General features: G+C 68.9%; 21 protein-coding genes. 11 read left to right on the top strand and 10 right to left on the bottom strand.

Going from position 1 to position 23591, the window contains the following annotated elements; genetic code table 11:
- Window positions 1-197 precede the first annotated feature (197 nt).
- The 4 genes from ACXRVZ_RS24670 to ACXRVZ_RS24655 all read right to left on the bottom strand — a co-directional run bounded on the left by ACXRVZ_RS24670 (window position 198) and on the right by ACXRVZ_RS24655 (window position 5338).
- Window positions 198-701: a DUF7482 domain-containing protein gene (locus ACXRVZ_RS24670; RefSeq protein WP_457428054.1), complete on the bottom strand. Its 504-nt coding sequence runs from the start codon at window positions 699-701 to the stop codon at window positions 198-200.
- 88 nt (window positions 702-789) lie between these two features.
- Entirely contained in the window at window positions 790-3102 is a 2313-nt protein-coding gene (locus ACXRVZ_RS24665) for an ATP-dependent DNA helicase (RefSeq protein ID WP_457428053.1), read from the bottom strand.
- Complete coding sequence (locus tag ACXRVZ_RS24660; RefSeq protein ID WP_458232941.1) at window positions 3102-4310, bottom strand: DNA polymerase Y family protein; 1209 nt, start codon at window positions 4308-4310, stop codon at window positions 3102-3104. Before ACXRVZ_RS24660 ends, ACXRVZ_RS24665 begins: the two co-directional genes overlap by 1 nt.
- Before the next feature lie 47 nt (window positions 4311-4357).
- Complete coding sequence (locus ACXRVZ_RS24655; protein ID WP_457428049.1) at window positions 4358-5338, bottom strand: aldo/keto reductase; 981 nt, start codon at window positions 5336-5338, stop codon at window positions 4358-4360.
- A gap of 167 nt (window positions 5339-5505) precedes the next feature.
- Here ACXRVZ_RS24655 and ACXRVZ_RS24650 point away from each other — a divergent pair, with 167 nt between their 5' ends.
- Entirely contained in the window at window positions 5506-5940 is a 435-nt protein-coding gene (locus tag ACXRVZ_RS24650; RefSeq protein WP_457428047.1) for a YidB family protein, read from the top strand.
- 52 nt (window positions 5941-5992) lie between these two features.
- Here the strand turns inward: ACXRVZ_RS24650 and ACXRVZ_RS24645 are convergent, their stop codons facing one another.
- From ACXRVZ_RS24645 to ACXRVZ_RS24635, 3 genes are all read right to left on the bottom strand, one after another.
- Window positions 5993-7666 (bottom strand): PhoH family protein, encoded by a 1674-nt coding sequence (locus tag ACXRVZ_RS24645; protein WP_458232940.1) that lies wholly within the window; start codon window positions 7664-7666, stop codon window positions 5993-5995.
- Between the two features lie 175 nt (window positions 7667-7841).
- Window positions 7842-8321, bottom strand: coding sequence for a peroxiredoxin (locus ACXRVZ_RS24640; protein WP_394484004.1), 480 nt, complete (start codon window positions 8319-8321; stop codon window positions 7842-7844).
- Between the two features lie 130 nt (window positions 8322-8451).
- A complete protein-coding gene (locus ACXRVZ_RS24635) occupies window positions 8452-8826 on the bottom strand; it encodes an Mth938-like domain-containing protein (protein ID WP_457428041.1) in 375 nt (124 codons plus the stop codon).
- A 383-nt stretch (window positions 8827-9209) separates the two neighbouring features.
- Between ACXRVZ_RS24635 and ACXRVZ_RS24630 the strand changes: the two genes are divergently transcribed.
- From ACXRVZ_RS24630 to ACXRVZ_RS24605, 6 genes are read left to right on the top strand one after another with little or no spacing between them, the layout of a single operon-like run.
- Window positions 9210-10436 carry a pyridoxal phosphate-dependent aminotransferase gene (locus tag ACXRVZ_RS24630; RefSeq protein WP_458232939.1) on the top strand — a complete coding sequence of 409 codons (1227 nt, stop codon included), beginning with the start codon at window positions 9210-9212 and terminating at the stop codon, window positions 10434-10436.
- Window positions 10437-10461: 25 nt separating this feature from the next.
- On the top strand, window positions 10462-11781 hold the full coding sequence (locus ACXRVZ_RS24625; protein WP_458232938.1) for a homoserine dehydrogenase: 1320 nt from the start codon (window positions 10462-10464) through the stop codon (window positions 11779-11781).
- 1 nt (window position 11782) lies between these two features.
- The gene (gene thrC, locus ACXRVZ_RS24620) at window positions 11783-13174 is read left to right on the top strand and encodes a threonine synthase (RefSeq protein WP_458232937.1); all 1392 of its coding nucleotides are present in this window, start codon (window positions 11783-11785) and stop codon (window positions 13172-13174) included.
- Complete coding sequence (locus tag ACXRVZ_RS24615) at window positions 13167-14375, top strand: molybdopterin molybdotransferase MoeA (RefSeq protein ID WP_457421926.1); 1209 nt, start codon at window positions 13167-13169, stop codon at window positions 14373-14375. The genes thrC and ACXRVZ_RS24615 overlap by 8 nt, the downstream gene beginning before the upstream one ends.
- Window positions 14376-14377: 2 nt before the next feature.
- Window positions 14378-14629, top strand: a complete 252-nt coding sequence (locus ACXRVZ_RS24610; RefSeq protein ID WP_457422114.1) for a MoaD/ThiS family protein — start codon at window positions 14378-14380, stop codon at window positions 14627-14629.
- Window positions 14626-15012, top strand: coding sequence for an S-adenosylmethionine decarboxylase family protein (locus ACXRVZ_RS24605; RefSeq protein ID WP_457421928.1), 387 nt, complete (start codon window positions 14626-14628; stop codon window positions 15010-15012). The genes ACXRVZ_RS24610 and ACXRVZ_RS24605 overlap by 4 nt, the downstream gene beginning before the upstream one ends.
- Here the strand turns inward: ACXRVZ_RS24605 and ACXRVZ_RS24600 are convergent.
- Together ACXRVZ_RS24600 and ACXRVZ_RS24595 are read right to left on the bottom strand one after the other, a co-directional pair.
- Window positions 14970-16550, bottom strand: coding sequence for a flavin monoamine oxidase family protein (locus ACXRVZ_RS24600; protein ID WP_457421930.1), 1581 nt, complete (start codon window positions 16548-16550; stop codon window positions 14970-14972). The genes ACXRVZ_RS24605 and ACXRVZ_RS24600 overlap by 43 nt on opposite strands.
- A gap of 58 nt (window positions 16551-16608) precedes the next feature.
- Window positions 16609-16821, bottom strand: coding sequence for a hypothetical protein (locus ACXRVZ_RS24595; protein WP_457421932.1), 213 nt, complete (start codon window positions 16819-16821; stop codon window positions 16609-16611).
- A 134-nt stretch (window positions 16822-16955) separates the two neighbouring features.
- Here ACXRVZ_RS24595 and ACXRVZ_RS24590 point away from each other — a divergent pair, with 134 nt between their 5' ends.
- Genes ACXRVZ_RS24590 through ACXRVZ_RS24580 form a run of 3 tightly spaced genes read left to right on the top strand, consistent with a single transcriptional unit; the run spans window position 16956 to window position 21220 of the window.
- Window positions 16956-19973 carry a CHAT domain-containing protein gene (locus tag ACXRVZ_RS24590; RefSeq protein WP_457421934.1) on the top strand — a complete coding sequence of 1006 codons (3018 nt, stop codon included), beginning with the start codon at window positions 16956-16958 and terminating at the stop codon, window positions 19971-19973.
- 45 nt (window positions 19974-20018) lie between these two features.
- Window positions 20019-20465 carry a hypothetical protein gene (locus tag ACXRVZ_RS24585; protein WP_458232936.1) on the top strand — a complete coding sequence of 149 codons (447 nt, stop codon included), beginning with the start codon at window positions 20019-20021 and terminating at the stop codon, window positions 20463-20465.
- A complete protein-coding gene (locus tag ACXRVZ_RS24580; protein ID WP_457421938.1) occupies window positions 20462-21220 on the top strand; it encodes a hypothetical protein in 759 nt (252 codons plus the stop codon). The genes ACXRVZ_RS24585 and ACXRVZ_RS24580 overlap by 4 nt, the downstream gene beginning before the upstream one ends.
- A gap of 4 nt (window positions 21221-21224) precedes the next feature.
- On the opposite strand, the gene ACXRVZ_RS24575 is transcribed toward ACXRVZ_RS24580, so the two are convergent.
- Complete coding sequence (locus tag ACXRVZ_RS24575; RefSeq protein ID WP_457421940.1) at window positions 21225-22790, bottom strand: polyamine aminopropyltransferase; 1566 nt, start codon at window positions 22788-22790, stop codon at window positions 21225-21227.
- Between the two features lie 31 nt (window positions 22791-22821).
- On the opposite strand from ACXRVZ_RS24575, the gene ACXRVZ_RS24570 reads away from it, so the two are divergent.
- A partial coding sequence (locus ACXRVZ_RS24570) for an AAA family ATPase (RefSeq protein WP_458232935.1) occupies window positions 22822-23591 on the top strand: 770 nt, incomplete at its 3' end.

Below are 23591 nucleotides of genomic sequence, written 5' to 3'. Positions count from 1 at the left end.
ACCTTAGGTGGAACGGCCGGGATGTGGGTGCGCGCACTTGCGCAGGTAAATCGAGCCTCTGGCCCGAGCAACGGAGCAAGTGCGTGCACCCGCGTCCCGGCATAGCCCGGTCCTCGCAAATGCCATCGAGGCCTTGCTGACGCGTCACGAATCAATGCGCAAAGAGCCAATACTTTTGCACCCGCGCCRCCAGCCGCTCAGCGGACCCCTTGCAGCGCCGCGCCGCGGGCGCGCACCACCGGCCAGTTGGCAACGATCTTGGTGCGCGTGAGTTCCACCTCGCCCTTGTCCTGCGCGGCCAGCACGGCCTCTTCGGACGTCAGCGTGTGCGGTGTGACGCCGGGCTTCCACCGCACCATCACCAGCACCCACAGCGGGCTGTAGGTGGCGTCGACATTGGCGCCGCCCACCGGACGCGGGATGGAAGGCAGCACGGTGGCCTGTTCGTCGTTGGGGAACTTGTAGGCCCGCTCCACGGGCATGCCGGGCTTCAGGGTCTCGGCCAGCGCGGGCACGTAGTTGATGCCCTGTTTCTTGGCGATGCCGGGGTCTGAGATGTCGGTACTGACGTAGTGAACGATCTGCCCTTCGAACCACGCCTCCTTCAGCGGCAGCGTGATCTCCTGGGCCTGGGCGAACGCGGCGGTGCCGGCCAGCAGCAGGGCGGCGCCCAGCGCGTGGCGGAAGAAGGGGCTTGTCATCGCGGTTCCTTGCAGAGGTGGGAAGGCGATTCTTGCGGGGTGCGCTGGGCTGGCAAGGTCAGAGTGCGCGCCCGGGGCGCGCCTGCACTCAGGGTTTGACCTGCCACCACGCCGGCAGCAGCGCGCGCACCTCGGGCCGGCGGTAGCGCTGGTCCAGCAGCCACACATAGCCTTTGTCGTCCACCGAGCGCAGCACGCGCCCGGCGGCCTGCACGACCTTCTGCATGCCGGGCACGAGGTCTGCGTAGCCGTGGTCGGCGCCGAACATCGTGTCCAGCCGCTCGCGCACCTGCTCCTGCAGTGGCGACACCGGCGGCAGGCCCAGCGTGGCGATGAAGGCGCCGATGAGGCGCGTGCCGGGCAGGTCCACGCCCTCCGCGAACGCGCCGCCCAGCACGGCGAAGCCGATGCCGCGGCCACCCTCCACGAAGCGGTCGAGGAAGGCGCGGCGCGCCGCGTCGCCCATGCTGCGCGACTGGCTCCATTGCGGCAGTTCGAGGTGCCGCAGCGCCAGCCGGGCGGCGGCCTTGTCGAGGTAGTCGAAGCTGCTGAAGAAGGCGAGGTAGTTGCCGGGGTGCTGCTCGTACTGCGTGGCGAGCACGTCCACCAGCGCATTGAGCGAGGTCTCGCGGTGCTCGTAGCGGGTGGACAGGTTGGCCACCTGCACGCTCAGGTGCTCGGGCGGGAAGGGCGCRGGCACGTCGATCCAGGCGGTGTCGTCGGGCAGGCCGAGCAGGTGGCGTGGGTAGTCCGGCGGGCCCAGCGTGGCGGAGAACAGCGTGACGCTGTGACAGCCCTCGAAGCGCTCCTTCAGGAAATGACCGGGCACGATGTTGCGCACCGACAGAAGCACGTCGCGGCCGTCGTCTTCGTCGTCCTCCAGCAGCGAGAGGTTGGCTGGCGCTTGCACGACCGGACGCGTGGCTGCGCTGCGCTGCAGATCGCACAGCGAGTGCGTGTCCAGCCGGTCCAGCAGGCGCTGCAGGTTGAAGGACTCGAAATAGAACTCCAGCATGGGGCCGACTTCGAGCGGGTGGTTCTGCACGTACTCGCCCAGGGCGACGTTGACGCGCTGCAGCGCCTCGCCCAGCGCCTCGGGCACGGCGGGCAGAGGCTGGTAGTCGGCAGCCTGGGCCTGGCCCAGCGTGGCCAGTTCCTTGGCCAGGCCACGCAGCGGCGCACGCAGGCTGACCGGTGCGTTGACCACGGCCTCGCGCACGCGGGCCAGGCTCAGCTGCGTGCTGTACATGTCGCGCGTGCGGTCGATGAGGTTGTGCGCCTCATCCACCAGCAGCGCCAGCTTCCAGCCCTGGGCCTGGGCCAGGCCGTAGAGCTGGCCGTGGGGGTCGAAGGCGTGGTGCACGTCGCCCACCACGACGTCGGCCCAGCGCAGCAACTCCTGGCCGAGGTAGTAGGGGCAAACGTCGTGTTTGAGCGCAATGCGGCGCTGGGCCGGCGCATCCAGCCAGCCCGCCTGCACGGCCTCGGCGCGGGCGGCGGGCAGCTTGTCGTAGAAGCCGTTCGCCAGCGGGCAGGCGTCGCCGTGGCAGGCCTTGGTCGGGTGTTCGCAGGCCTGCTCCTTGGCCACCAGCGTCAGCACGCGCAGCGCCTTTGTGGGCGCGGCTTCGCGCAGCGAGTGCAAGGCCTCCAGCGCGGTGATGCGGCCGGTGCCCTTGCAGGTCATGTAGCCGATCTTGTCGAGCTGCTGGCCGGGCATGGCGCGCAGCAGTGGGTAGAGCGTGCCCAGCGTCTTGCCAATGCCGGTGGGCGCCTGCGCCAGCAGGTGGCGGCCGTTGGCGGCGACGCGGTAGACGGCTTCGGCCAGCAGGCGCTGGCCCGGGCGCAGTTCACCGAGCGGGAAGGGCAGGGCGCTCAGGTCCGCGTTGCGCGCGCTGCGGTGAGCAGCCTCTTGCGCGGCCCAGGCCTCGAACTGCGCACAACGTGCCTCGAAGGCGGCCTGCAGCGCGCTAGCGCTGGCCTTCTCGCGCAGCACGGTCTCGTTCTGCGTGTCGGCGTCCACGTAGACCAGGGCCAGCTCCAGCTCGGCCAGGCCGCGGTCGGCGGCGATGAGGGCGCCGTAGGTTTCCAGCTGTGCCCAGTGCAGCGCGCGGCGGTTCTCGGGGATCATTTCGACCGGGCCGCGGATGGTCTTGATCTCCTCCAGCCGGTTCACGTCCGCCTCGTAGCCATCGGCTCGGCCGCGCACGCGCAGATGGCCGTGCACGGCTTCCAGCGGCAGCTCGATCTCGTAGCCGGGCGAGCGGCGTGCCAGCACGGCGAGCTGGCCGGCCTGGCCCTCCAGCGACGTGGCCGAGGGCGTGAAGCGGCGGTCCAGGCTGCCGCGCTTGGCAGTGAACTCGCACAGGCTGCGGACCGAGACGGTGTAGGTCCAGTCGGCCATCAGAACAGCGACAGGTTCTCGCGCTGGGGTTCTGTCACCCGCTCGACCGCCGGCGCGGGCGGCGGTACCTCGCTGGCATACACCAGGTTGCCGATGCGCACACCCATCAGCCGCAAGCGCTTGTCGAACTTGACGCGCTTCAGGCACAGGCCCACGGCGTGGCGGATGTCGGCGGCGCTGGTGATGGGCTGCTTCAAGGTTTGGTCGCGCGTGACGGTCACGAAGCCCTCGAAGCGCAGCTTGATGCCCACCKTCTTGCCCGCGTAGTGCTTGCGGGCCAGGTCGCGCGACAGGCTCTCGCACAGCTCGTCCATGATGCCGCCGAGCAGGGCGCGGTCGTGCACGGCGTGCAGGTCGCGCTCGAAGGTGGTCTCGCGGCTGATGGAAACGGGCTCGCTGTGGGTGACGACGGCGCGGTTGTCGCGCCCATGCGAAGCCGCGTGCAGCCATTGGCCATAGCTCTCGCCGAACTGCTCGACGAGCCAGGCGGGGGCGGCGGCGGCGATGTCGCCCACCGTCTCAAGCCCCAGCTTGACGAGCTTGTCGCTGGCCTTAGGCCCGATGCCGTTGATCTTGCGCACCGCCAGCGGCCAGATCAGCCGGGGGATGTCGTCCAGCGTCAGCACGCTGATGCCGTCGGGCTTGTCCAGCTCGCTGGCGATCTTTGACAGCAGCTTGTTGGGCGTGATGCCGATGGAGCAGGTCAGGCCCGTGGCGCGGCCGACCGAGTTCTTGATCTCACGCGCCACCGCCTTCACGCCGCCCAGCGGGTCATGGCCGACCGCGTCGCGCACGCCGGGCACGTCGCTCAGGTCGATGTAGATCTCGTCGATGCCGCGGTCCTCGATGACAGGCGCGACCTCGGCGACGGCGGTCTTGAAGAGGCGCGAGTACTTTCGGTAGGAGTCGAAGTCGGCCGGCAGCAGGATGGCGTCCGGGGCTCGCAGCGCGGCCTTCATCAGGCCCATGGCCGAGAACACGCCGAGGTCGCGAGCGGCATAGGTACTGGTCGTGACAACGCCGCGGCCGGTGTAGTTGCGCAGCTTGGCGTAGCGCCAGGAGCCGTCCGCCAGCTGCTGCGGCGCATCCGCCCGCCGGCCGCCAATGACGACCGCCTCGCCCTTGAGCTGCGGATAGCGCAGCAACTCGACGGACGCGTAGAAGGCGTCCATGTCGAGGTGGGCGATCCAGCGGGGAGGTTGCTGCATGGCCGGATTGTCCGGCGCCCGCAGTCAGGGGCTGGCAGCAGCCGGCTTCACCAGAGCGCGTGCACCTGCGGCGCGATGCGGCGCTGGTAGAGGTCGGCCAGGGCCTGCATCAGAGGTGCGGGCAGGGCGGCCAGGTCGGCGGCGCTGACGTTCTCGTCCACCTGCGCAGGCGTGCGGCCGCCGGGGATGGCGGTCGTGACGGCTTCGTTCATCAGGATCCAGCGCAGCGCCAGCTTGGCCATGCTCACGCCTGGGGGCAGCAGGCCGCGCAGTTCCTCGACGGCGGCCAGACCTTGATCGAAGTCGACGCCCGAGAAGGTCTCGCCCTTGTCGAAGGCCTCGCCCTGGCGGTTGAAGCCGCGGTGGTCGTCGGCGCCGAATTTGCTGTCGCGCGTGAACTTGCCGCTCAGCATGCCGCTGGACAGTGGCAGCCGCGCCAGCACGCCCACCTGGGCCGCATGGGCCGCCGGCAGGAAGACCTCGGCGGGCCGCTGGCGGAACAGGTTGAAGATGATCTGCACCGACTGCACGCCGGGGAACTTGATCGCGGCCAGCGCTTCGTCGACGCGCTCGACGCTGACGCCGTAGTGGCGCAGCTTGCCTTCCTTCACCAGGTCGTCCAGCGCGCCGAACACTTCGGGCATGTCGTAGACGGCGCTGGGTGGGCAGTGCAGCTGCAGCAGCTCAATGGTGTCGGTCTCGAGGTTCTTCAGGCTGCGCTCGATGAAGGGGCGCAGGTCGAGGTAGCCGTCGGCAACATGTGGGTTCAGGCGCCGGCCGGCCTTGGTGGCGATGTGGAAGGCGTCGCTCGGGCGCTCACGACGCAGTCGGGCCAGCAGGCGCTCGCTGTGGCCGTCGCCGTAGACATCGGCCGTGTCGAAGAAGTTCACGCCGCGGTCCAGCGCGTGGTGCAGGGCGGCCATCGCGGCCGTGTCGTCGGTGTCGCCCCACGTGCCGCCGATGGCCCAGGCGCCGAAGCCGATTGCAGAGACATTCAAGCCGGTGCGGCCGAGGGGACGGTAGATCATGGGTTTGATGCTGCGCGAATGAGGTGAGGGCGCGGAGTGTCGTTGATAGCGCTCTCATTTTCTATCCCGGGTCTTTTCTACCCGGCCTTGCGGTCGGGATCTAGACTGCCTGAGGCCGCCCGCACCGGGCAATGACCGTGGCGCGAGTCACTTCACTGGAGACTGCAATGGGACTTCTGGACAACCTGCTCGGCGCCGCAACTCAGGGCCTGGGGCAACAGCCTGCCGCCGGTGGGCAGGACTGGATGACGCTGGTCGCCAGCCTGCTGGCCAATGGCTCGCTGCAAGGCGGTCTGCCCGCGCTGCTGCAGCAATTGCAGGCGGGCGGCCTGGGCGATCAGGTGCAGAGTTGGATCTCGACCGGCGCCAACCAGACGATCTCTGGCGACCAATTGACTGGCGCGCTCGGCGGTGCCGGCGGCCTGCTCGGCCAGCTGGCCCAACAGGCCGGTGTGTCGCCCGTCGAGGCCGGCCATCAGCTCAGCCAATGGCTGCCGCAGATCGTGGACAAGTTGACGCCGAACGGCCAACTGCCCGGCAACCTTGGCGCAGGCGGGCTGGACGGTCTGGCCGGCATGCTGGGCGGATTGCTGAACCGCTGAAAAAGAAACGGCCCCTCGCAAGGGGCCGTCGGGGCGTCGAGTTGCGCCGGGTCTAGAGCACTTCGGACGCGAAGTCCGCCAGCCGCGAGCGCTCGCCGCGTGCCAGCGTCACATGGCCGCTGTGGGCCCAGCCCTTGAAGCGGTCGACCGCAAACGTCAGGCCCGAGCTGCCTTCGGTCAGGTAGGGCGTGTCGATCTGCGCCAGGTTGCCCAGGCAGACGATCTTGGTGCCCGGGCCGGCGCGCGTGATCAGCGTCTTCATCTGCTTGGGCGTCAGGTTTTGGGCCTCGTCGATGATGACGAACTTGTTCAGGAAGGTGCGCCCGCGCATGAAGTTCAGGCTCTTGATCTTGATCTTGCTGCGCACCAGGTCCTGAGTGGCCGCGCGGCCCCATTCGCCGGCGGATGAGCCGCCCTTGGCCAGCACTTCCAGGTTGTCGTCCAGCGCGCCCATCCAGGGCCCCATCTTTTCTTCCTCCGTGCCAGGCAGGAAGCCGATGTCCTCGCCGACGGGCACGGTCACGCGGGTGACGATGATCTCGCTGTAGCGGCGGTCATCGAAGACCTGGGCCAGGGCCGCAGCCAGCGTCATCAGCGTCTTGCCGGTGCCGGCCGTGCCGGTCAGCGTGATGAAGTCGCACTCCGGGTCCATCAGCAGGTTGAGCGCGAAGTTCTGCTCGCGGTTGCGCGACGTCACGCCCCAGACGGCGTGCTTCTGGTGGCCGTAGTCCTTCAGCGTGCGCAGCACGGCGGTCTTGCCGGTGATCTCGGTGACCTTGGCGTAGAGCGGCGTGGCGCCCGGCGCTTCCAGGTAGATCAGCTCATTGATGGTCAGCGTCGGCACGAGCGGACCGCTGATGCGGTAGAAGGTCGTGCCGCCCTGCTGCCAGCTCTCCATGGTCTTGCCATGGCGATCCCAGAAGTCCGAAGGCAGGGCCTGGACGCCGGTGTAGAGCAGGTCGGAGTCTTCCAGCGTCTTGTCGTTGCGATAGTCCTCCGCCGGCAGGCCCAGCGCGCGCGCCTTGATGCGCATGTTGATGTCCTTGGACACCAGCACGACTTCGCGAGTCGGGTGCAGGTTCTTCAGCGCCTGCACGACGCCCAGGATCTGGTTGTCCGCCTTGCCCTGCGGCAAACCGGCAGGCAGCGGCGCGTCGATCAGCTCGGTCTGGAAGAAGAGCTTGCCCTCGGCCTCGCGGTGGCCGGTGCCGGCCAGCGACAGACCCTTGGACATCTCCTCGATGCCGCTGGTCTTCAGGCTGGCGGCGAGCTGGTCCAGCTCGCGGCTGACCTGGCGCACGTTGCGGGCGACCTCGGTCATGCCCTTCTTGTGCCCGTCCAGCTCCTCGAGCGTGATCATGGGCAGGAAGACGTCGTGTTCCTCGAAGCGGAACAGCGACATCGGGTCGTGCATCAGCACGTTCGTGTCGAGCACGAAGAGCTTGGCCGCTTCGGCCGGCTTGCGCGTGCGTTTGGGCGTGGAGGCCTTGGCCGGCGCCTTGCTCGCCGATTTGGTAGGCAGCGCCGATTTGGCAGCCGGGCTGGAGGCAGGGGTGGGGAGGCGAAGCACTTCGGCTGTCGGCGCCGCGACCGGAGCGGTGGCGGGCGCAACGACGGGCGCTATGTGCGGCCGGTCGGCGCGCGGTTTGCTGGGGGTCAGATCGGCCGAGTAAGCAGTGGCATCGAGGCGGCTGGCGCGTTGTGCAGGAGGCTTAGGCAGTGGCATGTACGGCGGATGGGCGGCAGGTGAACCCCTTGCGATCCAGGCTCCAGAAAGCAAAAAGCCGCACAGGATGAGTGCGGCTTTGTAGTCTGAGACAAGGATTCGGCCCGGGGCATGAGCTGATTATGCACATCCCGCGGGCAGCCGCGATGTCAGAGAACAACGCGTGTTCGGGGGGTCAGGCGGCTTCCTTCTTCAGGCCCTTGACCGCCTTCAGCACCTCGTCGACATGGCCGGCGACCTTGATGCCGCGCCACTCGCCCACCAGGATGCCGTTCGGGGCGATCAGGAAGGTCGAGCGCTCGATGCCCTTGACCTTCTTGCCGTACATGATCTTGTTCTTGACCACGCCGAACATGTGGCAGAGCTTTTCTTCCGTGTCAGCGATCAGCTCGAAGGGCAGCTCCAGGGCCTGCTTGAACTTGTCATGCGAGGCCATGTTGTCGCGCGAAACGCCGAACACGATGGCGCCGGCCTTCACGAAGTCCTTGTGGCGATCACGGAATTGCATTGCCTCGGTGGTACAACCGGGCGTGTTGTCTTTCGGGTAGAAATACAGCACGACCGACTTGCCCAGGAAGGCGTTGGCGGTGAACTTCACGCCGCCGGTGGCTTGAGCCTCAATTTCCGGCAGGGGTTTGTTGAGCGCAGGCGTCATTGGGGGGTGCGGCAAGTTGTGCTCGCGGGGTCTCCGGGTCGTGACTGCTGCGTGTGCAGCAATTCACGCGGGCGCCCGCATGCAATAGCCAGCAATTATAGGGCCTTGTCCTACCCAGGGGGCAGGGAGCTTATCCCTCGATGAGCAGCGCGGCCAGCACATTCCGGCCTTCGCTGGCCAGAACGTTGTAGGTGCGGCAGGCCGCAGCGAGGTCCATGACCTCGAAACCAATGCGCGCTTCCACCAGCCCACGCCACAGGGCGGGGTTGGGGAAACGCAGCTTCGCGCCGCTGCCGAAGACGACCAGCTCGGGATTCAGCGCCTTCATTGCTTCGAAATGCGAGGCTTGAAGTTCCTCGAAGCGCGAAGGCGTCCAGGCGGCCACGTCACCCTTCCAGGGGACCAGCACGCTGGCCGTGTGCGGCCGGCCATTGACCCAGACGCCACTGGCGTCGTGGCGCGAAATGCTGTTGCCGCCTTGCGGCTCGTCGAGCTGGAACTTCATCAGGGGCCTGTTCACACTACGGCAATGGGTCGCGAAGGCCCGCCGCCAGGGGCCAATCAAGGCGTGACGCGCCGCCCGCACTTGTGTGCGGGCAAGTGGCGCAACGCTGAGTGGCCCCTGGCGGCGGGCCTTCCCTTCGGGTTGCGGCCAGATAGGCCGCGCGCGGCGTTACAAATGCTCGCCGGGTGGTCAACCCGGCTCCGCTTTGCGCCTTGCTCGCGGCCTATCTGGCCACAACGCGACCCGTTGCCGTAGTGTGAACAGGCCCCGCGGGGCGAAAAGGCCGGGCCGACGAGTGTCGCCCAGAACGGCATTCCCCATGCCTGCCCCTTTAAACTTCGGGGTTCCCCCTGCAATGCAGCAAACGCTGCTCCGGAGCCCCTTTGAAGCCCATCGCCAAGTCCAGCAAGCTCGCCAGCGTCAGCTATGACATCCGCGGCCCCGTGCTGGACAAGGCACGCCAGATGGAGGAAGAGGGCCAGAAGATCATCAAGCTGAACATCGGCAACACGGCGGTGTTCGGCCTGACGCCGCCGGACGAGATCGTGCAGGACATGATCCGCAACCTCGGCGACGCCGGCGGCTACACCGACAGCAAGGGCATGTTCGCGCCGCGCAAGGCGGTGGTGCACTACACGCAGCAAAAGGGCGTCAAGGGCGTCACGGTGGACGACGTCTACCTGGGCAACGGGGCGTCCGAGCTGATCCAGATGTCGATCAACGCGCTGGTCAACGACGGCGACGAAATCCTCATCCCGGCGCCGGACTTCCCGCTCTACACCGCCGTCGTGGGCCTCTCCGGCGGCCGGCCGGTGCACTACCTGTGCGACGAGGGCGCCGGCTGGCTGCCCGACCTGGCCGACATCGAGTCCAAGATCAGCCCGCGCACGCGCGGCATCATGGTCTGCAACCCGAACAACCCGACCGGCGCGCTCTACCCGACGGACCTGCTGCTGGGCATCATCGAGCTGGCGCGCCGCCACCAGCTCGTCATCTTTGCCGACGAGATCTACGACAAGACGCTCTACGACGGCGTGACGCACACCAGCATGGCGTCTCTTGCCGACGACGTGCTGTTCATCACCTTCAATGGCCTGTCCAAGAACTACCGCGCCTGCGGCTACCGCGCCGGCTGGATGGTCGTCAGCGGCGAGAAGCGCCATGCCCGCGACTACATCGAGGGCCTGAACATGCTGGCCTCGCTGCGCCTGTGTTCCAACACACCGGGCCAGCTCGCCATCCAGACGGCGTTGGGCGGTCATCAGAGCATTGACGACCTTGTGGCGCCCACTGGCCGGCTGTGCCGCCAGCGCGACCTGGCCTACGAGCTGCTGACGCAGATCCCGGGCGTCAGCGTCGTCAAGCCCAAGGCCGCGCTCTACATGTTCCCGCGGCTGGACCCCAAGATCTACCCCATCGCCGACGACCAGCAATTCGCCTACGAGCTGCTGGCCGACGAGAAGGTGCTCATCGTCCAGGGCACCGGTTTCAACTGGCCCGCGCACGACCATTTCCGCCTCGTCTTCCTGCCCAATGTGGACGACCTGCGCGAGGCCATCGGCCGCATCGAACGTTTCCTGGCTGGCTATCGCCGCCGCTATTCCGCCTGATCTACCTGTCCTGAAGAGCCCTGCAATGAAAGCGATTCAAGTTGGCCTCATCGGCCTCGGCACCGTCGGTGCCGGCACCTTCAACGTCCTGCAGCGCAACCAGGCCGAGATTCGCGGTCGCGCCGGGCGGGGCATCGAGATTGCCATGGTGGCCGCCCKCAATGCCGAGCGCGCCAAGGCTTACCAGGCTGTCGTGGGCGACGGCGTGCCCTGTGTCGGCGACGCGCAGCAACTGGTCAACAACCCGGCCATCGACATCGTCGTCGAGCTGATCGGCGGCATCGAGCCCGCGCGCGCGCTGGTGCTGCAGGCCATTGCCAACGGCAAGCACGTCGTCACCGCCAACAAGGCGCTGCTGGCGCTGCACGGCACCGAGATCTTCGAAGCCGCGCGTGAGAAGGGCGTTGTCGTCGCGTTTGAAGCGGCGGTGGCCGGTGGCATTCCCATCATCAAGGCGCTGCGCGAAGGCCTGACGGCAAACCGCATCGAGTGGATCGCCGGCATCATCAACGGCACGACCAACTTCATCCTGTCGGAGATGCGTAGCAAGGGCCTGGACTTCGGCGTCGTGCTGAAGGAAGCCCAGCGCCTGGGCTATGCCGAGAGCGACCCGACCTTCGACATCGAAGGCGTGGACGCCGCCCACAAGCTGACCATCATGAGCGCCATCGCCTTTGGCGTGCCGGTGCAGTTCGACAAGGCGCATGTGGAAGGCATCAGCAGCCTGCAGGCGACCGACATCAAGTACGCCGAACAGCTCGGCTACCGCATCAAGCTGCTGGGCATCACGCGCCGCCGTGACAACGGCATCGAGCTGCGCGTGCACCCCACGCTGATCCCGTCGACCCGCCTCATCGCCAACGTCGAAGGCGCGATGAACGCCGTCGTCGTGCAGGCCGATGCCGTGGGCACGACGCTGTACTACGGCAAGGGCGCCGGCGCCGAGCCGACCGCCTCCGCCGTCGTCGCCGACCTGGTGGACGTGACCCGCCTGGCCACGGCCGACCCTGACCACCGCGTGCCCCACCTGGCCTTCCAGCCCGACGCGATGAGCGACACGCCCATCCTGCCGATGGCTGGCGTGCAGACAGCCTTCTACCTGCGCCTCGTGGTGGCGGACCAGGCCGGCGTGCTGTCGCGCATCACCACCATCCTGGCCGAGCACGACATCTCCATCGACGCCGTGCTGCAGCGCGAGTCCGCCGAAGGCGAGCGCCAGACCGACCTCATCATCCTGACGCACGACACGTCGGAAGGCCGCATGAACGAGGCGCTGGCCAAGATGCAGGGCCTGCCGACGGTCCTTGCTCCCATCGTGCGCATCCGCAAGGAAGAGCTGGCCTGACATGAAGTACATCAGCACCCGCGGCGACCAGACCGAGCGCGGCTTCTCCGACATCCTGCTCGAAGGCCTGGCGCCGGACGGCGGCCTTTACCTGCCCCAGACCTATCCGCGCGTCGACGCGGCGACGCTGACGCGCTGGCGCGGTCTGGCCTATGCCGACCTCGCCTTCGAGATCCTGTCGCTCTACATCGACGACATCCCGGCCGATGATCTGCACGCGATAACCCGTCGCGTTTACACGGCCGAGGTGTTCGGCACCGAGCAGATCACGCCACTTACCTGGCTGGGTGACCACATTGCGCTGGAAGGCCTGTCCAATGGCCCGACGCTGGCCTTCAAGGACATGGCCATGCAGCTGCTGGGCGCGCTGTTCGAGTACGAACTGGGCCGCCGTGGCGAGACGCTGAACATCCTGGGCGCGACGTCCGGCGACACCGGCAGCGCCGCCGAGTACGCGATGCGCGGCAAGAAGGGCGTCAACGTCTTCATGCTCAGCCCGCAAGGCCGCATGAGCCCCTTCCAGCAGGCCCAGATGTTCAGCCTGCAGGACGCCAACATCCACAACATCGCCGTCGAAGGCGTGTTCGACGACGCGCAGGACATCGTCAAGGCCGTGTCCAACGACCTGGCCTTCAAGCGCGAACACCGCATCGGCACAGTAAACAGCATCAACTGGGCGCGGCTGCTAGCCCAGGTTGTTTACTACTTCGCCGGCTACTTCCAGGCGACGAAGACGAACGCCGAGAAGGTCAGCTTCACGGTGCCGTCTGGCAACTTCGGCAACGTCTGCGCCGGCCATGTCGCGCGCCAGATGGGCCTGCCCATCGCCAAGCTGGTCGTCGCGACCAACGAGAACGACGTGCTCGACGAGTTCTTCCGCACCGGCACCTACCGCGTGCGCGGCAGCGCCGACACGCACGAGACCTCCAGCCCGTCGATGGACATCTCCAAGGCCAGCAACTTCGAGCGCTTCGTGTTCGACCTGCTGGGCCGCGATGGCGAGCGCGTCAAGCAACACTTCGGCGGCAGCCAGTTCGCGCTGACGGCCGGCGAGCATGCAGCCATCGCCGGCTTCGGCTTCAGCTCGRGCCGCAGTACGCATGCGGACCGGATCGCCACCATCCGCCGTACCCATGCCGAGCATGGCGTCGTCATCGACCCGCACACGGCCGACGGCCTCAAGGTGGCGCTGGAGCAGCGCGACCCGGCCGTGACCATGCTGGTGCTGGAGACTGCTCTGCCGGCCAAGTTCGCCGCGACCATCCACGAGGCGCTGGGCATCGAGCCACCGCGGCCTGCGGGTCTCGAAGACATCGAAGACCTGCCCAAGCGCGTCAAGCTGATGCCGGCCGACGTGGATCAGGTGAAGGCCTACATCCGCAGCCATGTCTGATGGCAAGAAGCCCGGCCTGATCCCGCTCGACGACGCGCTGGCGGCACTGCTGGCGCAAATCGCGCCGCTGGCTGGGGTTGAGACGTTGGCCACCGCCGACGCGCGCGGCCGCGTGCTGGCGGCGGACCTGGTCTCACCGGTGGACGTACCGCCGGCGGACAACTCGGCGATGGACGGCTACGCGCTGCGGGCTGTCGACTCAGCCTCGTTGCTGCCGGTCACGCAACGCATCCCTGCCGGCAGCGTGCCCTCGCCGCTGCCTGCTGGCGAGGCGGCGCGCATCTTCACCGGCGCCCATGTGCCGTCGGGTGCAGACACCGTCGTCATGCAGGAGCACACCGAGCTGGTGGATGGCCGGTTGCGCATCACCCAGCCCGTCACCACCGGTGCCAACGTACGCCTTCGCGGTGAGGACGTGCGCGCCGGCTCGGTCGTGCTGCCCGCCGGCACGCGGTTGGATGCCGTATCGCTGGGACTCGCGGCCACGGCCGGTGCCGCTCAACTGACGGTGACGCGCCGCCCGCGCGTGGCGGTGTTCTCGACCGGGGATGAGCTCGTCATGCCCGGCGAGCCGCTGCCGCCCGGCGCCATCTACAACTCCAACCGCTTCACGCTGCGCGCGCTACTCGACGGCCTGGGCTGCGAGGTCGTGGACCTTGGCATCGTGCCCGACAAGCTGGAGGCAACGCGCGCTGCGCTGCGCGAGGCTGCGTCGAAGGCAGACGTCATCCTGACCTCGGGCGGCGTGTCCGTCGGCGAGGAAGACCATCTGCGGCCTGCCGTGCAGGCCGAGGGCAAGCTCGACCTGTGGGCCATCGCCATCAAGCCTGGCAAGCCATTCGCGTATGGCCGTGTCGGCGAGGCGCACTTCATCGGCCTGCCCGGCAACCCGGTGTCCAGCCTCGTCACCTTCCTGGTCCTCGTGCGGCCGGCACTGCTGAAGCTGCAAGGCGCGTCGCGGGTCACCCCACGCGGCTACCGGCTGGCGGCCGGCTTCGACTGGCTCAAGCCCGACAAGCGCCGCGAGTTCCTGCGCGTGCGGCTGGACGACGAAGGCGGCCTGGCCATGTTCTCCAACCAGAGCAGCGGCGTGCTGACGTCGGCGTTCTGGGCCGACGGCCTGCTCGACAACCCGCCGGGCCAGGCCATCAAGGCCGGCGACGCGGTGCGCTTCCTGCCGTTTGCGGAGTTGCTGGCGTGACGATCACGGTGCGCCTGAAGTTCTTCGCATCGCTGCGGGAGAAGCTGGGCGAGGGCGAGGCGCTTGCCTTGCCCGATGGCAGCACCGTCGCCGTTGCTCGCGAGGCAATCCTGGCGCGTGGCGATGTTCATGCCGAGGCCCTGGGGTCTAAACGCGCCGTGCGCTCGGCGCTGAACCAGAAGATGTGCGCCGAGTCGGCCCTGCTGGCAGACGGCGACGAGCTGGCGTTTTTCCCCCCAGTCACTGGCGGATGAACGGACTTCATCTCACAGCCGACCTGGGCGGCGTTGATCCGGCGCTGCCGCTGATGCGTGACGCCGATGCCCTGGCCGCCCTGTGCCGTGATGCGGTGCTGGCCTCCGGCCTCAGCGGCGTGGCCGAACTCTTTCATCGCTTCGGCATGGCCGACGAGCAAAGCGGCATCACCGGTGTCGTGCTGCTGGCCGAATCTCATCTCGCCGTCCACACCTGGCCCGAGTTGGGCGGCGTGACGCTGGACGTTTATGTCTGCAATTACGGCGCCGACAACCGTGCCAAGGCCGAGGCGCTGATGGCAGCATTGGTCGCCGCCTTTGCACCGATCTCGGTCAGCCGTCAGAGCCTGATCCGCGACGCCGCCTCGACGCCGGCCGTGTAGGCCTCCTCGAACACCGAATAGCCGGCCAGGTCGGCATGCGCGAACACGACGCGGCCGCGCGCTTCGTTCAGCGCTGCCAGTGCCGCCGAGCCGCGCAGGCCGGGCGTCGGGATGCTCATCGCATGGCCGAAGCGGCACAGGTCGATGCGCGCCAGCTTGGCCGGCAGGTCGGGGTGGGTCTGGGCCAATTCATCGGTGACGACCTTTGCCCAATGCTGCCAAAGCTGCTTCAGCAGGTCRCCACGCTGGGCGGCGGGCAGCGCGAAATAGGCCGTCAGCACAGGCGGGCGAGGCGTCGGGTCCAGGGACTGGTGGCGGGCGTCGACATAGCCCAGCGCTGTGGTGCCGTAGCGCACATTGTCCCAGGCCGGCGGCGCGCCGGGGCGCGTCAGCAGAGGTTCGCGCAGCGCGAGGTTGGCGGTCAGCCAGGGCGCATAACTCAACTGTCTGGCGGCGGCTCGCAATGCGTCTGAGGGTGCGGCCAGCAGGCGCGCCGAGATGAAGAGGGGCGTGGCCAGCACGACGGCCCGGGCCTGCCAGCGCTCGGGGGCGCCTGCGGCTTCGTTCCAGGCCAGCAGCTCCACGCCGTGCTTGCTCTCGGTGACGCGCAGCACGCTGCGGCCCAGGTGGATGCGCTCGCGTAGCGATTCGGCCATGCGTGCAGACAGCCAGCCATTGCCTTCCGCCCAGGTCAGCACGGGCTCGCGCTCGGCCGCTTCGTCGCCCGGCGAGTGGAAGCCGTGGCGGCTGGCGAAGTAGTGCAGGCCGGCCCAGGCGGACACGCCGTTGGCGCCGGCGCCGAAGTCGTCCCGGCAGCAGTAGTCGAGGTACCAGCGCAGGCGGGTATCGGTCAACGCGTTGGCGTCCAGCCAGCCGGCAAATGTCTGGGTGTCCAGCGTGGCATGGCCTACCGTCCAGCGGGCGCGGCGCGTGGGCATCGCAAAGCCCAGGTCGCGCTGGGCCTGGGCGACCAGGGTCGAGAAACGCTGGTATTGCTCGCGTGCCGCGGGCGACTCCGGCGGCGGCAGCAGGCCCTCATGCCATTCGCCGTCAATGAAGAGGCGCTCCTGCGGGCTGTGGCAAAGATGGCGCTCATCCCACTCGGTGCGGCCCAGCACCTGGCGCGACAGGCCCAGCTCCGCGAGCAGTTGCGAAACCTCGTGCGCCTCGGCGCCGGGCAGCGGCAGGTAGTGGGCGCCGAGCGGGCAGGGCGCGGCGCCTATCGCATGGGCGCGGCTGTTGCCGCCGGCCTGGTCTTCCAGGTCGAGCAGCGTGATGTCGCCGACGCCACGCTGGGCCAAAGCTCGCGCGCAGGCCAAACCCGCAATGCCGGCACCGACGATGAGGACGTCGCTCTTTCGCAGCGGCCCGTCGGCCTGGGGCAGTTCGCCGCGCAGCCGATGCCCACGCTCGGGATGCGTGCCGACCCAGCCGCCTTGCAACGCCGGCGCTTCCGGCGTGCAGCCAGCGGCCAGCAGGCCGAGCATCACGGCCCGGCGTTGCAGGCCGGTTAGGGAGTCAGGGTGGTCGAGGCGCAAGGCGGCGAGCCTAGCAGCGAACGCCGCCGCGCCAGCCCGACCGAGGGACTCGTGTGCTTCAGCCGCAGGGCGCCTGCCACTCGCGCAGTTCGGCAGCCAGCACGGGGTGCTTGTCAGCCTCGGCGCGCTCGATCAGCGCCTGGACGTTGGCCTCGGTGACGTGCTCATGGCCGACGCCGTGGATGAGATTCTGGTAGACGCTGTCTATGTTGGAAGGATCGGTGTCGGCCGGCGTGGTGGGCAGGTCGGCCTGGGAAATGGTAGATGGCATAAAGGGCTCCGGCGCCGGCACCGTGCCGGCGAAGTCAGGGGTGCGGCAAACGGCGTGCCTTCCAGGGGCCGGCGGTGGTATGGTCCCGCCGCGTCGGCGCTGCCATCGCTCACCTTTTTGAAGAAGCGCTTCGCATGCAAGCTTCCTGGATTACCGCGATGCGCCGGATGGCGCTGGGGCTGGCCCTGGCGTTGACAGTCTTGCCGACCGCAGCCCAGCCGGCTGCCGGGCAGGCGCTGCGTCTGCCGCTGGCGACCGCAGCGGCCGGGCCGCAGCCGCTGCCCACGCTGCTGCGCGCGTCGCTGCTGGAGTACCAGGAACTGCTGCCGCAGCTGCGCAGGATGCGCTGGGGTGGCATGACCGCGACGGGCTACAACGACAAGGTGTGGAATCCAGCAACGGCAGCCTTCCTGGCGGCGTGCCGCAAGGAGTCCCCTGACTGCCAGAAGCTGCTGACCGCCCAGCTGCAGACGATGAATCGCGCCCTGCGCGACCTGCCGCCGGAGAGCTCCGGCACGGCGGCGGTGATGCTGAGCGTCATTGCCGAGTTCTGCGGCAGCTTCCCTGACAGTTCACAGCGGCCCTTCGGCGTTTGCCAGTTGAACCACCGGCTGTATGAGACGGCCAAGCTCTGGCAGGAGGAGGGGCAGGAATATCTCTTTCTGCACTATCTGGGCGCCTACGACTTCATGCGTGGGCAGTACCGGGCGTGGTTGAAGAAGGAGGGGCAGGAGGAGTCCGCCTCCACGGCCGCCGCGCTGCCGGAGGTGGCGCCGTGGATCGCGGCGGAGAAGTCCGAGCTGGACGGCTATCTGAACAGCGCCCGCCAGGGCTGGATGCAGGCCCTGGGTCTTGCCGCGCAGCACCCCGCCAGCGCGCTGGGCCGCATTTCGGCGTTGCAGATTGCCCGGCTGTCCTGGCGGCTGGGGGATGTGGACACCGCCGAGGCTTTCGAACGCATGGTCGCCGAACTGCAACCGCAAGGCGCGACCGGTTGCAGCGACCTCAGCCTGCGCTGGCGCACCGACATTGCACGGGACCGCGCGCAGCACAAGGTGCCGGCCCGGTCGCTCGCGCGGCTGCGGGTGTTGATCGAGCAGCAGTGCGGCTATTCCGCGCCTGTGCTGGACCTCGTGAACGATGCGCTGCTGCGCCCCGACGGCCCGGGCGGCGAGGAGCGTGCGGAGCTGCGCGCGCTGCTCGACGAAGCCGTGGGCGCCTGCAGCCCGGAGCGCTGCTCCGCCTTTCGCTTGCCGCAGTTGCGCGCGCTGCAGACGCTGCTGAGTGGGTCGCCAGCGGCCTTGCGGGGCATGCTCAAGGAACGCATCGACGGCAATGACCTGGATGGCCTGCGCCCCGAGTCCGAGCTGAGGGTGGACTGGGCTGTCGCGGCGACGCTGCTGCGCGAGCCGGCGCTGCGGGAGCAAAGCCTGGCCCTGCTGCGCCAGGTGCAGGGCCTGGTGTTATTGCGCACGGACGCGACCCGGCTGCCGTCGTTCTCCGAGCAGCGCGACCTCGCTCGTTTCGACAGCCTGCATCGCCTCGTCGCGCGGGCTGCGGTGGAGCAGGGGCAGCCGCTGGTGCCCTCGGCAACCGAAGGCCTGCGAGCGCAGACGCTGCTGCGGCGGCTGCGTGCCCAGGGCCTGGCCGACCAGTTCAAGGGGCTGCGCGACGCCGACGCCGATGCACGCCGGCAACAGCAACGGGCCGACGCGCAGCGCTTGCGCACACTCGCCGTGCAGTTGCCCAAGGGCGTGAAGCGCTTGTTCGAGTCGGCGGCTGATGAGAGCGAGGCGATGGCCGAGCTGGCCTACCTGGAAGCGCTGGCCTTGCAGCGCCTTTCAGCCAGCGATCGTGACCGCCAGTGGCTGAACAACGCGGTGGGCCTGGGGCCGCTGCAGATGCTGGAGATGCGCAAGGCCACGGTGCAGGCGCGCGAGGGCGACAGCCTGGCGCCGGGCGACGCCTACCTGAGCTGGCTGGAGGTGCCGGGCGGCTTCGTCGCAACGCTGCTGCTGAACCTAGCGCCGAACGAGGAGCCACGCCTTTCCAATCACTTCGTCGCGCTCGGCGCGGAGCAGCGCAACGCGCTGCTGCTGTATCGCAGGCTGCTGTTCTCGGGGGATGCCGCTGCCGACACGCAGGGCCTGAGCCTGCGCGGCCGGCCGGTCTGGCGCACGGCGGACGGGCGTTATGTCGTGGCCGCCGAGGCCCCGGACGGCGCCCGCCGCGTGGCCGATCTCGCCGCCTTGGGGCGCGAGGTGTCCGGCTGGCTGCTGGCGCCGCTGCCGGAGGCCATGCGCGAGGCGAAGCGCCTGATCGTCAGCCCGGATGGTGCGCTGACGCAGCTGCCCTTCGAGACCCTGTGGCTGGGCGACCGGCAACTGGTGGCGCAGATGGATGTGGGCTACGTGCAGTCGTTGGCCGTGCATGCCGAACTGACCCAGCGCGCCGCCCGCCCCCGCACCGGGGCGCCGCGCCTGCTGTCCATCGCCGACCCGGTTTACCGCGCCACCGCGCCCGCCGACGCCGCCTTGCCTGACTGGATGGCCGACCTGGAGTGGACGCCTTTGCCGGGCACCCGAAAGGAGTCGGCGGCGCTGCTGCCGTTGTTCGCGAAAGGCAGCCGCCAGTTGCTGGGCAAGGCGGCATCGCGCGGCGGCCTGCTCGACATGCAGAGCCGGGACGAGCTGGCCGGCTTCGACGTGCTGCATTTCGCCACACATGGCTACGTGGACGACCAGCGCAGCGCGCTGGTGCTCAGCATGGGCGCCAACCTGCCGCAGGCCTATCTGCAGGACGGCGACATCGCGGCGCTGAAGCTGCGCTCCGACCTCGTGCTGCTGTCCGCCTGCGAGACCGGCCTGGGCCGTGCGGAAAGCGGCGAAGGCATCATGGGCCTGCCCTATGCGTTCATGCTGGCCGGCAACACCAACACGCTGATGACGCTGTGGCCCATTGATGACGAAGGCACGTCGGTGTTCATTCCCGCCTTCCTGGCCAAGGTGCGGCAGGGCGGCATGGACGTGATTGCCGCGCTGAACGCCACCAAGCGTGAATTTGCCGCAGGCCGCCACGGCGACGCGCTGCGCGACCCGCGCATCTGGGCAGCATTCGTCCAGTACGGTGTGCCGTTGAAGCTGCAGCGCTGATGACTGCGCCGTCCGCCTCATTTCATTGAAAAGGAAGATCACCCGATGACCCCAGCCCAGCCCTTGCGCCTTCTGCTACCGATGCTGATGGCGCTGACGCTGTCGCCGGCGTTTGCGCTGGACCTCGTCACCGCCRAGGAGGCTGGCCGGCCGGACGCGCCCTTCGGCACGCGTGGCGTCACCCGCGGGCCACGCATCACGCAGGAGTTGCCGGTCAAGGACGGCGCCGCCGTGCGGGCACCGTTGCAGCTCAAGGTCGGCCTCAAGGCCATGGGCGGCGCGCGCATCGACGTGTCGACCCTGCAGGTGACCTATCTGAAGAAGCCGTCGGTCGACCTGACGCCGCGGCTGCGCGGCGGCATCAGCGATGGCGGCATCGTGCTGGACGGCGTCAGCGTGCCCCCGGGGCAGCATCGCCTGCTCGTGCGCGTGGCCGACAGCGAAGGGCGCGAGTCGGAAACCGTGGTGCAACTCAACGTCGTGGCGCCGTGAAGTGCCCCTACTGCGTCAGCGTGATCGACGATCAGGCGCTGGCCTGCCCGCATTGCACGCGCGACCTCTTCCTGTTCAAACCGCTGCTGGCGCGCCTGCAGGCGCAGGAGACGGCGCTCGAAGACGCGATGGCGCGCGTGGCGGCGCTGGAGTCCGGCGCTGCGCCGGCGCGTGACGAGTCGCCCGATACCTCGCCCGCACCGCCGCGAGCAGACGCTGCCGCGCTGCCGGCCTGGGCCGTCTTGCCGCCCGCCTTTGTGCTGCTGCTGGTCGCGCACTACGTGATCGTCATGGCGCTGGACCTGCCGACGCTGTGGCTGCGCCTGGCCTCGTTGGCCATCCCCTTGCCTTTCGGCTACCTGCTGCAGCGCGGCGGCCGCGGCGTGCTGCGCAACGTGCTGCTGGCGGCCGGCACCGCAGTGCTTTCCGTCCTGGGAATGAGCCTGGTGGTGGCTTGGGTGGACGGCGCCGCGGTGCTGCCGGCCAACGCGCGGGAGCTGCGCGAGTTCGCCTACTACGCCGTCAGCATCCTGCTGAGCTTCGGCACCGGCATGGTCATCGCCCGTTCACAGGCGCCTTTGCGGCAGGGGCGCTGGCTGACGCGCGCCGCGACGACCGCCTGGGGCGCCGCGCGCGACCCAGCCGCGCTGCAAAAGCAGCTCGACGCGCTGCGCAATCTAGGCGTGACCGTGATGGCCACCGCGACGGCGCTAGCCTCGGTCGCGAGCGGGCTCAAGGGTGTGATCGGCAACTAGCGCCTCAGTGGACCTTGCCCCACTCCGCCTCAAACTCCTGCACCAGCACCTGGTTGCTCAGCCGGTTCACCTCGGTCGGCACGCGCGCCATGTCGGGCGGGAAGTCCAGCAGCGCCGGCAGGCTCTGAGGGCTCAGGAAGCGCAGTCCGGGCGGGAACTGCGTCGGTAGCCGGAACGGCCGGCGCGACGCCAGCACGAAGCCCCATTCGCCAAAAGACGGCACATGGGCGTGGTACGGCGTGGTCGTCAGCCCGGTGGACTCGATGGTGGTCACCACCGTCCAGAAGCTGCGCCGCGCGATCAGCGGCGAGGTGGTCTGCACGACCGCATAGCCGCCGGCGCTGAGGTGGTGGTCCACCAGCTCGTAGAAGCTGGCCGTGTAGAGCTTGCCCAGCGCGAAATTGGACGGGTCGGGGAAGTCGATGACGATGACGTCGAAGACCTCGGTCTGCTGCTCCAGCCAGCCGAAGGCATCGGCGTTGACGATGCGCAGCTTGGGCGAGGACAGCGCATGGCCGTTCAGCGCGGCGAGCTTCGGCGTGTCGCGGAACAGCGCGGTCATCTGCGGGTCCAGCTCGACGAGGGTGACCTGTTCGACGCTGGCGTACTTCAGCACCTCGCGCACGGCCATGCCGTCGCCGCCGCCCAGCACCAGCACGCGCTTCGGGGCGCCGTGTGCCGCCATCGCCGGCTGCACCAGGGCTTCGTGATACCGGTACTCGTCCTTGGAGTGGAACTGCAGGTTGCCGTTCAGGAACAGGCGCGTACCGGCGCGGCCCTCGGTGACGACGATGCGCTGGTAGTCGCTGCTCTGCTTGAAGACGATGTCCTCGCCGTAGAAACGGTCCTCGGCCCAGGTCGTCAGCCGCTCCGCGCCCACCAGGGCCGCCAGCAGCAGCGCGGCTGACAGCGCGCAGGCGGCCGCCATCGATACCTTGGCGCGCAGCTCCGCGCGGAACAGCCACAGCGCCCAGACGGCCACGGCGACGTTCAGCAACCCGAAGGCCACGCCCGTGCGCACCAGGCCCAGATGCGGCACCAGCACGAGCGGGAAGGCCAGCGCCACGAGTAGGGCGCCGAGGTAGTCGAAGGTCAGCACCTGCGACACCAGGTCCTTGAGCCCGTAGCGCGCGCTGAAGTGGCGCTTGAGGATGCGCATGACCAGCGGGATCTCCAGCCCCACCAGCGTGCCCACCAGCAGCACCAGCGCGTAGAGCAGCACGCGGAAGACCATGGCCTCACCCGGCGGCAGCAGGCTGTGCACGGTGAACAGCGCCGCCGGCATCAGCCCGCCGATGACGCCGACGAGCAGCTCCACCTGCAGGAAGACGCCGATCAACTGGCGCTCGACGAAGCGCGACAGCCACGAGCCCAGCCCCATCGCGAACAGGTAGACGCCGATGACGGTGGAGAACTGCAGCACCGAGTCGCCGAGCAGATAGCTGGCGAGCGCGCCTGCCGCGAGTTCGTAGACCAGGCCGCAGGCGGCGATGACAAAGACGCTGGCGAGCAGCAGCAGCTCGGCCAGCGTGGCCCGGGACTGACGGTTCTCGGCAAGGGAGGAGGACATCGCGCGAGGGTAACTGCACTAGCATCGTCCGATGCCCGCCGCGTTGCCCTACAAGCTCGTGCCGCCCCGCACCGAGGGGCAGGTCTTGCGACCCCGCCAGATCCAGGCGCTGGACGAGCGGCTGCGCCGCCACGAGCTGGTCTGGCTGCTGGGCCTGCCCGGCGCCGGCAAGACCTCGGTGGCCGCGCAATGGCTGGCCCAGGCCGACGCACGGCGCTGCGTCTGGTACCGGCTGGACGAGGACGATGCCGACATCGCCGGCCTGCTGGACGCGCTGCGCTGCCACCCCGCGCATGGTGACCCGGCGCGGTTGCCGGCGTGGTCGCCCGAGCACCAGACCGAGCTGCGCGCCTTTGCGCGCCAGTTCTTCCAGCAGTGGCTGGCCCTTGCGCCGCAGCCGCTGACGCTGGTCTTCGACGACTGCCATCGCCTGCCCGAAGCTGCCGCGCTGTTCGAGCTGCTGGACGCCGCGCGCGAGGTCGCCGCCGGCTCGCAGGGGCGGCTGGCCTTCCTGCTCATCAGCCGCCGCCCGCCGGGCCTGCCGCTGTCGCGCGGCCTGGTGCCGGGCTGGCTGTCGGTCTACGACGACCTGGCGCTGGCGGGCGACGAGGCGGCGGCCGTGGCGCGCGCCGTGTCGGGCCAGGACTGGAGCGCCGATCGGCTGGCCCAGGCCGGCGGCTGGATGGCCCATGTGCTGGCGCTGGCCCGCGCTGCCGGCCAGGCCGCGCCGGGTGCCACGCTCAGCGAATATCTGGCCGAGGAGACGCTGGCGCTGCTGCCACCCGCCGCGCGCCGCGGCCT

This window comes from Roseateles sp. P5_E8, from assembly GCF_054177665.1.
Note: the sequence above shows the minus strand (reverse complement) of the source record. Positions and strands in the feature narration are given on the sequence as shown.

Coding starts and splice junctions, on each gene's coding strand:
- ACXRVZ_RS24645 (WP_458232940.1), bottom strand. CDS start 7,666: ATGCCACTGCCTAAGCCTCCTGCACAACGCGCCAGCCGCCTCGATGCC.
- ACXRVZ_RS24595 (WP_457421932.1), bottom strand. CDS start 16,821: ATGCCATCTACCATTTCCCAGGCCGACCTGCCCACCACGCCGGCCGAC.
- ACXRVZ_RS24575 (WP_457421940.1), bottom strand. CDS start 22,790: ATGTCCTCCTCCCTTGCCGAGAACCGTCAGTCCCGGGCCACGCTGGCC.
- ACXRVZ_RS24615 (WP_457421926.1), top strand. CDS start 13,167: ATGTCTGATGGCAAGAAGCCCGGCCTGATCCCGCTCGACGACGCGCTG.
- ACXRVZ_RS24635 (WP_457428041.1), bottom strand. CDS start 8,826: ATGAAGTTCCAGCTCGACGAGCCGCAAGGCGGCAACAGCATTTCGCGC.
- ACXRVZ_RS24590 (WP_457421934.1), top strand. CDS start 16,956: ATGCAAGCTTCCTGGATTACCGCGATGCGCCGGATGGCGCTGGGGCTG.
- ACXRVZ_RS24605 (WP_457421928.1), top strand. CDS start 14,626: ATGAACGGACTTCATCTCACAGCCGACCTGGGCGGCGTTGATCCGGCG.
- ACXRVZ_RS24650 (WP_457428047.1), top strand. CDS start 5,506: ATGGGACTTCTGGACAACCTGCTCGGCGCCGCAACTCAGGGCCTGGGG.
- ACXRVZ_RS24655 (WP_457428049.1), bottom strand. CDS start 5,338: ATGATCTACCGTCCCCTCGGCCGCACCGGCTTGAATGTCTCTGCAATC.
- ACXRVZ_RS24640 (WP_394484004.1), bottom strand. CDS start 8,321: ATGACGCCTGCGCTCAACAAACCCCTGCCGGAAATTGAGGCTCAAGCC.
- ACXRVZ_RS24670 (WP_457428054.1), bottom strand. CDS start 701: ATGACAAGCCCCTTCTTCCGCCACGCGCTGGGCGCCGCCCTGCTGCTG.